Here is a 14284-nt window from a genome sequence, read left to right on the forward strand (position 1 = left end):
CAATATTCACCTCTTCTAAAATAAGAAGGGGTGATAAATAGTCTTGACAATGGAAAATAGAGCAAAAAAAGCAGCTAATGATTTGATAGATGCGCTCATAGCTGGAAATGTAGAAAAAATTGAAAATTTACTTTGCGATGATTGTAAAATTCATTTGCCTTTCGCAACTGAATATGGTATTCATTTGGAAAGTAAGTTAGAAGCTTTAGAGTATTTAAAAACAAATTTTGGTCAACCTACTTGCGAAGAAATTATAGATAGAAAATCTGTAGCCAGCGATGAAACACACGCAGTTGTAAACTTCAAAGGGAAGTTGAATAAAATTAAATACGAGGATAAAGTTTATGAATATTGCGTATTCTGTGAAGTAGATCAAGGAAAAATTAAAGAACTTTACGCTATTATTTAAGAAGTATTATGAGTGATCTTTCCAATAGTTTTTATGACCAAATAAGCCGCCGTAACCAAGGGCGGCTTAAAATATATATCGGTATGATTGCTGGTGTGGGTAAAAGCTATAGAATGTTGCAGGAAGCTCACGATTTATTGAAAAAAGGCGTAGATATTCGAATTGGTGAAATTGTAACCCACGGCAGAAAAGAAACAGAAGCACTTGTAGATGGCATACCTATAATTCCTAAAAAAGAAATCTTTTATAAATCCAAAAAATTAACTGAACTCAATCTTGAAGACATTCTAGATATAAAACCAAGTGTAGTCATTGTAGATGAACTGGCACATAGCAATATTCCCGGGAGTCAGCATGAAAAACGATGGCAGGATGTCTTAAAAATCATTGAAGCTGGCATCAATGTTATTACGGCATTTAATGTACAACATTTGGAAAGTTTACATGATCAGGTGCATAACGTGACTGGAATTGAAGTTCATGAAACCATTCCCGATCATTTTTTAGAATATGCCGATGAAGTGGTCAATATCGATTTGCCTTCTCAGGATTTAATTCAACGTTTAAAAGACGGAAAAATTTACAGTCCAGAACGGGCAGAGTATGCTTTAGAACATTTTTTTCAACCAGAGAAAATCTTGCATTTACGAGATTTGGCATTACGAAAAGTGGCCGAGAAAGTAGAGCACAAAATTTCCAATACCAATCCCAATACGCCATTTGAAAAGTTTTTGGCGTGCATCAGCACCAATCATAAAGGAGCGAAAAAAATATTGCGAAAGGTATCTAGAATGAGCGCACATTACCAAGCCAAATGGGTGGTGCTGTATGTGCAAACTTCAAAAGAGAGTACGCATAAAGTTAATCTGGCCAGTCAACGTAAACTGCTCCTTAACCTGAAATGGGCTGCCGAACAAGGTGCAAAAACCATGAAAAAAGAGAGTGATGATGTAGCTGAAGCCATTTACGAAGCCATTAAAGAAGAAAAAATAACCACCGTAATTATTGGTAAACCCCAAAGCACTATATTAGATAATCTTTTAGGAAAAAATTATTTTAAAAACCTGCTCAACAAATTGGAAGATCAAGAAATTGACATTGTAATTGTTGCTTAATCCCTTTTCAAAATGACTATAAAAAAGAAACTTATTTTACTTCTGTCGGTCCTGTTTTTGGTGATTATTTCCAGTATTGGTTTAAGTGGCTATTACGTTAATCGATTGGTGCAAAACAGCGAAGAAATTGTAAAAGACAACTACCGTACCTTACTCTATATAGAACAAATGCAGGAAGACTTAGACGAAATTATTTTTAATATCAACAATAAGAACAAAACTTTAGAAGCGCTTCAAGACTATGAAAGCGTCCTAAAAAAACAGGAAGCCAACATCACTGAAAATGGAGAAGCCACATTAACTGAACAACTGAGAGTTGGCTACACAAAAATCAAAGCACACTTAGAAGAAAGCAATGCCGATGCCAATTTGATTTTTAAAGACATTTACAGCACTAAAAAATATTTAAATAAAATTTTTAACCTCAACCAAATTGCCGTTAAAGATCGAAACGAACGCGCTAAAAAAGCTGCAGACGATGCTGTTTTATATTCTTCACTTTTTGCGCTTACTGCCATATTGGTGACTTTGTTTTATATTTTCAAAATACCTGAATACTTGGTGAAACCCATCAAAGGCATCAGTAAACAATTTCAGGAAATTTCGGAACGCAATTACAATGTGTCTTTAGATGAAAGCAGAAACGACGAGTTTAAGGAAATGGCACTATCTTTCAATAAAATGACAAAACGCCTTCAAAAATTTGAGCAAAGCAACCTCGCCCAATTGATGATAGAACGCAATCGTTTAAATGCTGTGGTCGAGCAATTTGACATTCCAATACTTGGGTTTTCAGAAAAAAATCAAATCTTATTTGCCAACGATAGAATGCTGGAGGTGCTTCAGGTAAAAAAGGAAAACATCATCGGAAAAAACATCAACGAAATCGTCTCTAACAACGACTTGTTGAATTTACTGCTCAATCAAGAGAACTCCAACAACGAACGGCAACTGCTGCGCATCATTGTAGAAAACAAAGAACGTTTGTTTTCTAAACGCATCATGACCACCGATACTGAAATTTCTAACAGTGACAGCCTTGCCCACGATTCCATTATCATCCTGGATGATGTTACCGATTTTATCCAAAAAGATGTGCGAAAAACCCAATTTATGGCAACCCTAAGCCATGAGCTAAAAACGCCTGTGGCCGCAATTGAAATGAGCACCGATTTACTCACCAGTATAAAAGTAGGAAAACTCAATGATGAACAAAAAGAATATGTGGACAAAATAAATGACCAAACCCGACATATTCGACGCATGATTAACGAAGTACTGGATTTGTCTAAAATAGAATCCGGTATCATCGATTTTGAATTGGAAAATACCGAAGTTAACCTTCTAATTGAAGAAGCCTTACAAACCGTTCAGCCTTTTTTGAAGAATAAAAACATCCGCATTTCAACTGAAATACAAGAACAACTTCCCATCGTAAAAGTAGATAATCATAAAGTCCTATGGACCATCAACAATTTCCTGACCAACGCCATTCGATATACGCCAGATAAAGGAAAGATTGACCTTTCTGCAAGTTTAAAAGACGGTGAAATTCACATTGAAGTGACTGACCATGGCCAGGGCATCGATAAAGAAAATCAAAAACGAATTTTTGAAAAATACGTGCGATTGAACAAAAATGAAAAAGGTGGAACCGGATTAGGTCTTGCTATTTCCAAAGAATTTATTGAAGCCATGGATGGCAAAATCGGTGTGCATTCAGAAATTGGAAAAGGCTCTACGTTTTGGATAAAATTGAAAACCAATATTACAAGTTAAACCTTTGCTTTAGGGGAAATATTTAATTTAAATTTTGTTTCTTTCGCACATGTATCTTTGTAGAGTCTCACCTCGCATCCAACAACATCTTGGTATAATCGTGCTGTGGTTGTGCATAAACCGCATCCGCTTCACCGCGTTCTACAATTTCACCATCTTTCATGACCAGTAATTGATCGGCCATGTATTTTACAACGGCCAAATCATGCGAAATGAACAAATAGGTAAAACCGAAATCGTCTTTTAATTCATTGAGTAAGTTCAGCACTTGGGCTTGTACGGAAATGTCTAAAGCTGAAACCGATTCATCACAAACTATAATTTTGGGTTGAACGGCTATTGTTCTGGCAATTCCAATGCGTTGACGTTGACCGCCACTAAATTCATGCGGATAGCGATTAAAATGAAATTCTTCTAAACCTACGCGTTGCAACAAAGCCATGGCTTTTTCTTTTCGTTCTTGCTTAGAATGGTATAATTGATGCACTTTCATGGGTTCCATAATGGCTTCACCAACTGGAATTCTTGGATTTAAGGAGGAAAAAGGATCTTGGAAAATCAGTTGAATTTCCCTTCTTAATTTTCGCAATGCTTCGCCTTTAAGTTGTGTGATGTCTTTTCCTTTGTAAAAAACTTGTCCCGCATTGGGTTGGTCTAATCGCAGAATCAAATTTCCTAAAGTAGATTTTCCACAACCTGATTCTCCTACCAAGCCTAAAGTTTCGCCTTCATAAATGCGTAAATTCACATTGTTTACTGCACGAAATTCCGTTTTTTTACTCCACCAATTGGCTTGGTCTGTAAAGCTTTTTACTAGGCTTTTCACTTCTAATAAAGGCGATTTAGCATAAATTTCATCGTGCCTTTTTTTGCGTTCTGAAGCCATTTCAGGTTGAGATGAAACTCGGTTTTGCAAGAAATCACTGACCGTAGGCAAAGGAAAAACACGTTCTTTTACCGAAGGTCGAGAAGCGATTAAGGCTTTGGTATACAACTCTTTTGGATTTTCAAAAATTTCTTTGGCTGTGTTTTGTTCTACGATTTTACCTTGGTACATCACCAAAACCCGATTACATAATTTGGCTACCACTTCTAAATCATGTGAAATAAACAAGACACTCATTTGCGTTTCTTGTTGAAGCGTTTTCAATAAATTCAATATTTCTTTTTGAACGCTCACATCTAAAGCGGTAGTGGGCTCGTCTGCAATTAATAGCATTGGTTTGCAGGCAATGGCCATGGCAATCATTACCCGTTGTTTTTGTCCGCCGCTAATTTGGTGTGGATAAGATGAGAAGATGGATGATGGTCGAGGCAACTTTACTTTTTCAAATAAGCGAATTACTTCGTCTTTAGCTTCTTGCTTTGTTATTTTTTTATGCTGTTGAAGCACTTCTACCACTTGTTTTCCACATTTCATGGAAGGATTTAACGAACTCATGGGTTCTTGAAAAATCATACTGATTTCGTTACCGCGAAGTTGTTCCCAAGCTTTTTTGTTGTTCTGTAAAATGTTTTTTTGTTGAAAAGAAATCTTTCCTTCAACCGAAGCATTATCGCTTAGTAATCCTAATATGGCTAAAGATGAAACCGATTTCCCTGAACCCGATTCGCCTACAATTCCTACGATTTCATTTGGCCAAACTTCATAAGAAATGCCTTTCACTACTGTTGTGAAATTCCCTTCATTTGGAAAACTAACTTCTAACTTATCAACCTTCAATAAAGCTTCACTTTCAGGCATAAATTTGCTGGTTTAGGTAGTGGTAATTTCGTGTTCTTCTAATAATTCTTCTTGCCTTAATCTTAGAAAAACTTGTGCAATGGCAATTACATCTTTTTCGCAATAAATAATAATGCGGTCAATATTGTTTTCTTCATAAAACACTTTGGCAACTTGGCTGCCATCAATATCGTCTTTGGGTGATGGAATTTGTAAAATTTCTGTAAGCAATTTTAAGGAAGTATAATGTTTATAATCGCCAAACTTCCATAATTCTAAGGTATCTAAATGCGGAACTTCCCAAGGTTTTTTTCCAAACAGATTCAGTTTTTCAGGCAAGGCAATTCCGTGAATGAGCATGCGTCTAGCAATGTAAGGAAAATCGAATTCCTTGCCATTATGTGCACAAAGCAAATGCTGTGGTTTGAAAAAATAGTCTTCCAAGAGATGCTTGAAATCGACTAAAATTTCATTTTCTTCACCATAAAAACTTTTTAGTCTGAAGTTGCGTTCGCTTCCCATTGGATTAAAAAAGCCAACTGAAATACAGACGATTTTTCCAAATTCGGCCCAAATTCCTGCACGTTCGTAAAATTCTTCTGGTGTGGTTTCTTCTTTGCGTTGGTAAGCGGTTTTATCTGCGAATAATTTTTGCTTTGTTGCTGAAAGATTTTCAAATTTTTCTTGTTCTGGAACAGTTTCAATGTCCAAAAATAAAATGTTTTCTAGATGAATTTTATGTAGCATAATTATAGGTTTTTATGAAGCATTCCGCATCATTTCATAGGCTCCGTTTAAGTATTCGTAAAAATCAGCTGGAAAAACCGCTGCACTTGTTTTTGATTCTCTTTCGTGACCCAAGCGAACAATTAAAATATTTTTTTCAGGATCTGCAATTACATATTGACCTAAAATGCCTTGCATGACAAAAAAGTTTCTATCGCCAATTTCTTCTAACCAAAAGCCATAACCGTAATTGGTATAGCTATCAAAGCGTGGTTGAGTGCATTTTTGAACAAAATCTTCATTTAAAATTTGTTGACCATTCCATTGCCCGTTGTTCAACATCATTAAGCCGATTCTGGCAAAATCTCTGGCGTTGGAAGAAATACAACAGTAGGTTTTTTCCATTCCGCTTTCTTCACTATCCAATTGCCAAAAAGCGCGGTTTTCCATTCCCATGGGTTTCCAAAAATTTTCACTTAAAAACACCGATAGGTTTTTGTCAATGGCTTTTTCTATTACCATTCCAAGTAATTGGGTATTGCCACTTAAGTAACTAAAAGAATGTCCTGGTTTTTCGTCTACCGATAAACCTAAAATTAAGTCACGGATATTTTCATCGTAATAGGCTTGCGCAGTGATGGAAAAAGGCGAATAATAATTTTCGTCCCAATTTAAGCCAGAAGCCATAGAAGCTAAATCGCCTACGGTAAGTTCATCGGCATATTCGCCTTGTAAATCAGGGAAAAAATCGGTTACTTTTTGGTCTAAACTTTTAATAAAACCATCTTCAATGGCTTTGCCTAACAACAAAGTAGTGATGCTTTTGGCCATGGAAAAGGAATTGGTATGCGATTCTGGTCCGTAGCCATCGGCATAATCTTCATGCCACAATTTTCCATCTTTAAAAATTAAAAAAGCAACTGTTCCATATTTATGATGCGCTTCGCCAAGTTTTTGTGGAATGTAAGCGGTGTTGTAATCTTCATGTTTTTCTAAAGGTATTGCTCGGTCATTTTCGATGCTTCGGTTATCGAAATAGGTATAGTCGTCTATAAAAGCGGTGTCGTGTCCTGTCATGTACACCACGCGAACTCCTTTAAAAATATAATCGTAACCTGTAATGTATAAGCCTAAAACAGCAACTAATACTAAACCTATGATCCACTTCAGGACTTTAGCAATGAATTTCATTCCAATTGATTTTGAGTAAAAATAAACATTTACTTGGATTTTATTAACCAGATAAAGTTCAGATTTTTTATTGATTAGGTTTTTACTTTAGTAAAGGCTCTTTTCTTACCGCTGAGTCGCGGAGATCGCAGAGAGATTTAATTATGTATAATTTAGTCTTGATACTCCAACTTCAAAATACCGATGTCTTTAATAAGCTTATCGATTTCATCTGAATCAGTTCCATCGTAAAAACCACGGATGCGTTTTTCTTTATCTACTAACACAAAATTTTCGGTATGCACTAAATCGTATGGACCGCCATCACCATCGGTTTTGGAAGCTAGATAGTGTTTTCTAGCTAAATCGTATATGTGTTTTTTATCGCCTGTAACCATGTGCCATTTTCCGTCTACAAGTCCCATTTTATCGGCATGTTTTCGCAATTGTGGCACATCGTCAATTTCAGGTGTAACCGTGTGTGAAAGCAGCATGATTTCTTCATCTTTAATAAAATGGTCTTGAACAATCCGCATGTTTTCGGTCATCGGTATACAAATGGTCATACAAGTGGTAAAAAAGAAATCGGCTACATAAATTTTGTCTTCAAAATTTTTGGGTGTTATGCTTTCTCCGTTTTGGTTGGTAAGCTTAAAATCTCCTATTTTGTGAAACTTCCTAACGTATTGAACGCTGGTATCTGCTAATTCTTTATTGACCATATCAGGCTGATAAACCGGTAATTTAGGATCTACCTTTAAAGCTTGATAAATCAAACTGATAATGATAGCTGAAAGAACCAGCATAAAGATGGCAAAGTATTTATATTTTGAAAAGAATTGTAGCATGATTTATAATCGAACTTATATACTTACAAAAATACAAAACAAGCATAAGATAAAGGCTTGTTTTATGATGTGTAGTTATAAAATTAGTGAAAGTTTAAGCTTTTGCAGAAGCTGTCTGATAAGGATGCAAAAGACTTCAAAAAATCATCTTACTCACTTATAATTTTATGTTGATGCTTAATGGATTCTTCATGAATAGCTTTTAAGAATTTCAAGATAAAGTCTTCGCTTAAATCTTGTTCTTTACCCCGATTTATCATGCTGTCTAAGATGTTGTTCCAGCGTTTAGATTGTAAAATAGCAACGTTGTTCTTCTTTTTTAGCAAACCTATTTCTTCGGCAATAGCCATTCGTTTTCCTAAGGCGTCCATCAATTGTTGGTCAATTACGTCTATTTTGGCACGTAGATTTAGTAAAGATTCTTGGTAATCTGATGACTTAGTTGTTTCTTTTCTAATTTTTAAATCAATCGTCATTTTATCTAAAACAGCTGGAGTTATTTGCTGCTTAGCATCGCTCCAAGCATTGTCTGGATCGTAATGGGTTTCTACCATAATACCATCAAAATTTAGATCTAAACCGGTTTGGCAGATATCAAAAATCAAATCTCTTCTTCCTGCAATATGCGATGGGTCTAAGATTAAAGGTAAATCTGGAAATTCATTTTGCAAATCGATAGCAATTTGCCATTCGGGATTGTTTCGGTATTTGGTTTTTTCGTAGGTAGAAAATCCACGGTGAATAACACCCAAATTTTTGATATTGGCATCGTGTAAACGCTCAACCGCTCCTAACCATAAAGGCAAATCTGGATTCACCGGATTCTTTACCAATACAATTTTATCGGTTCCTTGTAAAGCATCTGCAATTTCTTGAACAATAAATGGACTTACCGTACTTCTAGCACCAATCCAAAGTACATCTACATCGGCTTTAAGTGCTAAATCTACGTGGTTTTTGTTGGCTACTTCAGTGGCGATTTTTAGTCCGGTTTCTTCCTTGGCACGTTGCAGCCATTTTAAACCAATAGCGCCAACACCTTCAAAATTACCTGGTCGAGTTCTGGGTTTCCAAATGCCAGCTCGCATAATGCTGGTGTCGGTGTCTTTTAATTGATGCGCTATTTTTACCACTTGGTCTTCGGTTTCTGCACTACAGGGTCCAGCGATAACCAAAGGATGATTCAATCCTAAATTATTGAACCAGTTTTTCATTTCTTTTCTATTTTCCATCTTTTATTTTTTTGCTAATATTTCTTTGATGCGGCTAGTAGAATCCAATAATTGTTCAAGTTCAGAAAATTTGTTGGCTTCCAAAAGTTTTTCAAATTCTTTTAAATGTTGTTGATACTCTTTTAAGCTGGTTAAGACTTCTGTTTTGTTTTGTTTGAAAATCGCCGTCCATGTTTTTGGATTCGATTTAGCCAGACGAACCGTAGAAGCAAATCCACTACCGGCTAAATTGAAGATTTCTCGTTCGTTTTTTTCTAAATCCAACACGGTTTTCCCTAACATAAAAGAACTTACATGCGATAAATGCGAAACATAAGCCAAGTGTTTGTCGTGTTCTTTTGGCGACATAAAATGAAGCTGCATTTGCATTTCTTGTAAAATATGATAGGCTTTCTTTTTAAGATTTTCGTCTGTTTTTTCAGCTTCACAAACAATCATCATGGCCTTGGTAAACAAATTGGGAAAAGCCGCTTTAGGACCAGAAAACTCTGTACCTGCAATGGGATGCAAAGCCAAAAATTGATTCCGCTTAGGATGATTGGCCACTGCCGTACAAATATCGTTTTTAGTTGAACCCATATCCATTACCAAAGTATTTTTCTGTACTTGATTTAAAATCTTAGGCAACAATTCACTAGCTGCATCAACAGGAATACTCAATACAACTACATCGTAATTTTGCAACTGATTGATATTTCCTTTGTGGTGAATTATTTTTCGGGCTAAAGCAGCTTCAACGTGAGCTTGATTTTGATCGATTCCCCAAATTGCTGCATCTGGAAAATGCTCTTGTATAGCCAAAGCAAACGAGCCGCCAATTAAGCCTAAACCAATACTTGCTACTTTCATAAAACTTTCTTTTTCAATTTTTGAACACGTTCTAAACTCGTTTTTAAATCATCTATTACTACACAAAGTGAAAAACGCAAATAGGCTTCTCCTTGGCTTCCAAAAATATGTCCTGGCGTAACAAATAGATTGGCTTCATACAAAAGTTGATCGGCTAAATCTGCTGCTTTTTTCGCTTCTTTTTGTTTCGCCCAAACAAACAAACCAGTGCTGTTTTTATCGTAATCTAAATTTAATTGGTCTGCAATTTTCCAAACCCATTCTCGGCGTTTCCGATACACTGTATTTAATTCTTCAAACCATGTTCTATCTAACTTTAAAACCTTTGAAGCCGTTTGTTGAATGGGAAAAAACATGCCGCTATCCATATTGCTTTTCACTTTTAGAACAGCACTAATAAAATCGGATTTTCCGGCTAAAAAACCCACCCTAAATCCAGCTAAATTGAAGCTTTTGCTCATTGAATTCAACTCCAAAGCTATTTTTTTAGCATTGGTTAATTGAAATATTGAGAATGGATTTTCAGTTAAAATCATGCTATACGGATTGTCGTTTACCAACAAAATATCATGCTGAATAGCAAAGTTGATAATTTCTTGTAATTGCGACCGATCAGCATCTGCGCCCGTTGGCATATTTGGATAATTGACCCACATCATCTTTACCTTAGATAAATCCTTTTTTTGTAATTCCGCTAAATCGGGATGCCAATTTTTATCACCAGACAATGCATAGTAATTGGGAACACAATTTAATAATTTAGTAACTGCGGCGTAAGTAGGATAACCTGGATTGGGAATTAAAACTTCGTCGCCTTCATTTAAAAATGCCATAGAAGTAAGCATAATTCCTTCTTTTGAACCCATTAACGGTAAAATTTCATCTTCTGCATCAAGTTGAACAGCGTAGTGAATTTTATAAAAATTCGACATGGCATTTCGCAACTCATCAATACCTCGATAAGCCTGATATTGAAATGCTTGCGTTTCTTGCAATGCCGTTTCAAAATTTTGAAAAACTGCTTTGGGTGGCGATAAATCAGGACTGCCAATTCCCAAATTAATGATGGGTTTTCCAGCTTCTTTTAAGGCTTTTACTTCCTTCAGTTTTTTACTGAAGTAGTATTCTTCTGTTTGTGCTAAGCGCTTAGAAAATTGAATCATGTTCTTCCACTTTTATATAAACCGAGTGTTTGTATTACTTCTGTTGAAGCATTGAGTACTCGAATTAATTTTTTATAATCACGTATGTGTTTGAATCGTACATCTACAATAAATGCATAATTCCATTGTTTATGGGCAATAGGTATACTTTGAATTTTAGTGAGATTCATACCTAACTCACTCATTGTGGTTAATAGGTTTGCTAAGTTTCCTTGTTCATGTTTCAATTCAAAATGCAAGGTGGCTTTGTTAGCATCTTGGTTTTCAGTTTGGGTTGGTTTTTTCAATAAAACAAAACGGGTTTCGTTGGTGTTAGTATCTTGAACATTAGGCTGAATTACTTCTAAGCCAAACAATTCAGCTGTGCCGTTTGGTACCAAAGCAGCGAGATTTTTTTGCTGATTTTTTGCAATTAGTTTAGCAGGTAAAGCAGTGTCTACATCTTCAATTAATTTAATGTGTGGATGTTTACTGAAAAAATTTCCACATTGATGCAATGCCATTTGATGCGATTTTACTTGGGTAATATCATTCAAACTTTGGTTTGGCAATGCCACTAAGTTGTGACTAATATTCAAATAAAATTCTTGTGTAATTTGCAGATTCGCATCAATTAGTAAACGGTAATTGGGTAAAATACTGCCAGCAATCGAATTTTCAATAGCCATTAAAGAAGCCTCAACTTGGTTATTCACCAGAGCATATACAACTTCTCTAAAAGTAGCGCAAGCTTTAATTTGAGTTTCAGCTTCAAAATAATCACGAATCACTTTATGGTGATTAGATCCTTCTATTCCTTGTATAGCAATTTTTAGATTCTGCATGGGCATAAAAAAAGCCCCAAAAATGGGGCTTTCATAAATTTATGTTCGTATTTATTTAGAACACCCCCGTTTCGCTTAAAAAAGCAAAATAAAAGTAGTTCCAAAAATAAACTTTATTCAACATGGTTGTTTAATATGCTGCTAATGTAATAGAAAGATTTTAATGGCGAAATTTTTTATAAAAAAAAAGCCCCAAAATCTTTCGATTTTAGGACTTTTCATCCACAACATTGATTAGTTAATCCAAGTAATTATGAAAAACACCCTTTATTAGTCCAAAAATAGGAATAATTAAAGTTCGGTATTCAAACAATTTATGAAATGCCTTAAATACTATTTGAAATGTAGTATTTGGTTTATAAATGTACTTTTTAGGGTTTTATTCCAAGTACATTTCAATTAAGCCTTCTGGAGTCTGAAAGTAAAAGCTTTGGTTAGATTTATCTATTTTTTGAATTAACGAATCGTTTACAGGAATTAAAATTTCCTTTCCATTTTTGTGTTCAATTTCAAATAAAGCTTGCGGTGTAGTATCGTTTACTCCTGTAATTTTACCAATTTCACCAAACTTTTCATCAAAAGCGGTAAAACCGATTATTTCGTGATAATAAAATTGGTCTTCTGCTAATTGGGGTAATTGTTTTAAAGGAAGGAAAACAGAAAGCCCAACAAGTTCGTCGGCATCTTCTTCGCTATTTACGTCTTCTAGTTGTACGCGGAGTAAGCTTGATTTATGAAGGCTGGATTCTTCAATAAAAAACGGAATCAATTTTCGGTTTAATTCCACCAAAATTGATTCCGTTGTAAGGTAAGATTCGGGTTCGTCTGTATCTAATTTAATTAGCAACTCGCCCTTAAAGCTGTATTTACTAACGATTTTCCCGAGATAAAAACATTCATCTTTGGTCATCGTATTGCGTAATTAAGCCTTTTTTTCTTCGCTGTTTTCTTCAGCAGTTGGTTCTTCTGCTTTTTCAGCTTCTTCTGCTTCCGCTTTAGCTTTAGCTTCGTCTTCAGCAGCTTTTGCGGCTGCAGCAGCTTCTTCTTCAACAGCTTTTGCTTCCGCTTCACGCTTAGCGTTTTTCTCTTTTTCTACTTCTAAAGCTTTTTGTTTAGCATCTGCAGCAGATTGGCTAACTTCTTGACTTTTAGCAAAAACTTTGTCTTCTTTTTCCTTCAACCAAGCTTCCATTTTTTCATGGGCTTGCTCTTCGGTAAGTGCGCCTTTATCTACACCTGCTAACAAGTGTTTTTTAAGCATCGCACCTTTGTAAGAGAGAATTCTACGAGCAGTGTCTGTTGGTTGAGCTCCATTACGAAGCCATTTTACAGATGCATCTACGTTTAATTCTACAGTTGCAGGATTGGTAGTTGGATTGTAAATTCCTAATTTTTCTAAAAATTTACCGTCTCTTTTTGCACGCGCATCGGCTGCTACTACCCAGAAAAAAGGTTTTCCTTTTTTTCCGTGTCTTTGTAATCTTATTTTTACTGGCATAAAAATTAAATTTTGGAGTTCTCGACCCCGGTTATTAATGTTGTTAAAATCGAGCGCAAAGATACACTTATTATTTTAGGTTTGAGACTAATTGAATTGAATTTTTTATTTTACATTTGCTAATTAATATATTGAAAATACTATGCGAAAAATATTCTTTTTAGCCCTTATTTCTATAGCATTTACAGCTTGTGAAGATGTTGTTGAACCAAGCTCTATTATACAAGGTGAAGTTGATCAAAGCTTATTTAGATCTAATGCTGAAGCTGCTTTTAACAATGAAGGAGAACTTATTATACAAGGCTCTAATATAGATGTAGTTACACTTAGAGTGAACTCTAATACAGTTGGAATGTATGAAATTTCACCAAATTCTGGAAACGCTGCAACTTATGTAAGGGATGGAAGTTCTTATATTACCAATGGACCTAACACGGGTGGAATGATAGAAATTGAAGAAATTAACGAGCAATTTGTTACAGGCAATTTTTTCTTTGAAGCAAGACGTAATGGAGTTGGAGAAAAACTTAACTTTTCTAAAGGAGTGTTTTATCAAGTTCCATTTAATAATGCTGAAGACCCAGAAGATATTGATGATGAAGAAGAAGATTTGATGAATGCCAATGTGAATGGCGCTAATTTTAATTCGTTTTCGACTAATTCAGAAGTTTCAGGTGACATTTTTTCAATTATAACCGTCAACTTAAATGGAGAAAGTATTATTTTATTTTTTCCTTTTCCTGTAGATACAGGTAACTATGAAATTGGCACAGACGAAGGCTTTAGCGCAAATTATTCTTACGGAGAAACTTCTGAAACAGCACAGTCTGGAAATATTGAAATTACTAACTTCAATGAAGATAATGGAACGGTTGAAGGAACTTTTTCTTTTACTACAGAAGAAGGCACGAGTGTAACCGACGGAGAATTCATCATTAACTTTTAATA

Annotated in this window: 14 protein-coding genes; 4 read left to right on the top strand and 10 right to left on the bottom strand. The window is 35.2% G+C overall.

Annotation, left to right across the window (positions count from 1 at the left end; all coding sequences use genetic code 11):
- Positions 1-49 precede the first annotated feature (49 nt).
- The 3 genes from IEV72_RS01945 to IEV72_RS01955 are packed head-to-tail and all read left to right on the top strand — an operon-like array spanning position 50 to position 3303.
- Complete coding sequence (locus tag IEV72_RS01945) at positions 50-409, top strand: nuclear transport factor 2 family protein (protein ID WP_188457384.1); 360 nt, start codon at positions 50-52, stop codon at positions 407-409.
- Between the two features lie 8 nt (positions 410-417).
- Positions 418-1524 carry a sensor protein KdpD gene (locus tag IEV72_RS01950; protein WP_188457385.1) on the top strand — a complete coding sequence of 369 codons (1107 nt, stop codon included), beginning with the start codon at positions 418-420 and terminating at the stop codon, positions 1522-1524.
- Positions 1525-1536: 12 nt separating this feature from the next.
- Positions 1537-3303 (top strand): HAMP domain-containing sensor histidine kinase, encoded by a 1767-nt coding sequence (locus IEV72_RS01955; RefSeq protein WP_188457386.1) that lies wholly within the window; start codon positions 1537-1539, stop codon positions 3301-3303.
- Positions 3304-3370: 67 nt separating this feature from the next.
- Here IEV72_RS01955 and IEV72_RS01960 read toward each other — a convergent pair whose 3' ends face one another.
- The 10 genes from IEV72_RS01960 to IEV72_RS02005 form a co-directional block, all read right to left on the bottom strand.
- Positions 3371-5047: an ABC transporter ATP-binding protein gene (locus IEV72_RS01960; RefSeq protein ID WP_188457387.1), complete on the bottom strand. Its 1677-nt coding sequence runs from the start codon at positions 5045-5047 to the stop codon at positions 3371-3373.
- Positions 5048-5059: 12 nt separating this feature from the next.
- Positions 5060-5773, bottom strand: a complete 714-nt coding sequence (locus IEV72_RS01965) for a 3'-5' exonuclease (protein ID WP_188457388.1) — start codon at positions 5771-5773, stop codon at positions 5060-5062.
- A gap of 12 nt (positions 5774-5785) precedes the next feature.
- Positions 5786-6943 (bottom strand): serine hydrolase domain-containing protein, encoded by a 1158-nt coding sequence (locus IEV72_RS01970; protein WP_188457389.1) that lies wholly within the window; start codon positions 6941-6943, stop codon positions 5786-5788.
- Positions 6944-7095: 152 nt separating this feature from the next.
- Positions 7096-7770 (bottom strand): SCO family protein, encoded by a 675-nt coding sequence (locus IEV72_RS01975; protein WP_188457390.1) that lies wholly within the window; start codon positions 7768-7770, stop codon positions 7096-7098.
- A gap of 149 nt (positions 7771-7919) precedes the next feature.
- Positions 7920-9002, bottom strand: coding sequence for a bifunctional 3-deoxy-7-phosphoheptulonate synthase/chorismate mutase type II (locus IEV72_RS01980; RefSeq protein WP_188457391.1), 1083 nt, complete (start codon positions 9000-9002; stop codon positions 7920-7922).
- Positions 9003-9005: 3 nt separating this feature from the next.
- Positions 9006-9851: a prephenate dehydrogenase gene (locus IEV72_RS01985; protein ID WP_188457392.1), complete on the bottom strand. Its 846-nt coding sequence runs from the start codon at positions 9849-9851 to the stop codon at positions 9006-9008.
- On the bottom strand, positions 9848-11014 hold the full coding sequence (locus IEV72_RS01990; protein WP_188457393.1) for a pyridoxal phosphate-dependent aminotransferase: 1167 nt from the start codon (positions 11012-11014) through the stop codon (positions 9848-9850). The genes IEV72_RS01985 and IEV72_RS01990 overlap by 4 nt, the downstream gene beginning before the upstream one ends.
- Positions 11011-11838, bottom strand: a complete 828-nt coding sequence (locus tag IEV72_RS01995; RefSeq protein WP_188457394.1) for a prephenate dehydratase — start codon at positions 11836-11838, stop codon at positions 11011-11013. Before IEV72_RS01995 ends, IEV72_RS01990 begins: the two co-directional genes overlap by 4 nt.
- Positions 11839-12217: 379 nt before the next feature.
- Positions 12218-12748, bottom strand: a complete 531-nt coding sequence (rimM, locus tag IEV72_RS02000) for a ribosome maturation factor RimM (protein ID WP_188457395.1) — start codon at positions 12746-12748, stop codon at positions 12218-12220.
- Positions 12749-12760: 12 nt separating this feature from the next.
- Entirely contained in the window at positions 12761-13336 is a 576-nt protein-coding gene (locus IEV72_RS02005) for a 30S ribosomal protein S16 (RefSeq protein WP_188457396.1), read from the bottom strand.
- A 142-nt stretch (positions 13337-13478) separates the two neighbouring features.
- On the opposite strand from IEV72_RS02005, the gene IEV72_RS02010 reads away from it, so the two are divergent.
- Positions 13479-14282: a DUF6252 domain-containing protein gene (locus tag IEV72_RS02010; RefSeq protein WP_188457397.1), complete on the top strand. Its 804-nt coding sequence runs from the start codon at positions 13479-13481 to the stop codon at positions 14280-14282.
- Positions 14283-14284 lie beyond the last annotated feature (2 nt).

The organism is Psychroflexus planctonicus, from assembly GCF_014640195.1.
GTDB lineage: Bacteria > Bacteroidota > Bacteroidia > Flavobacteriales > Flavobacteriaceae > Psychroflexus > Psychroflexus planctonicus.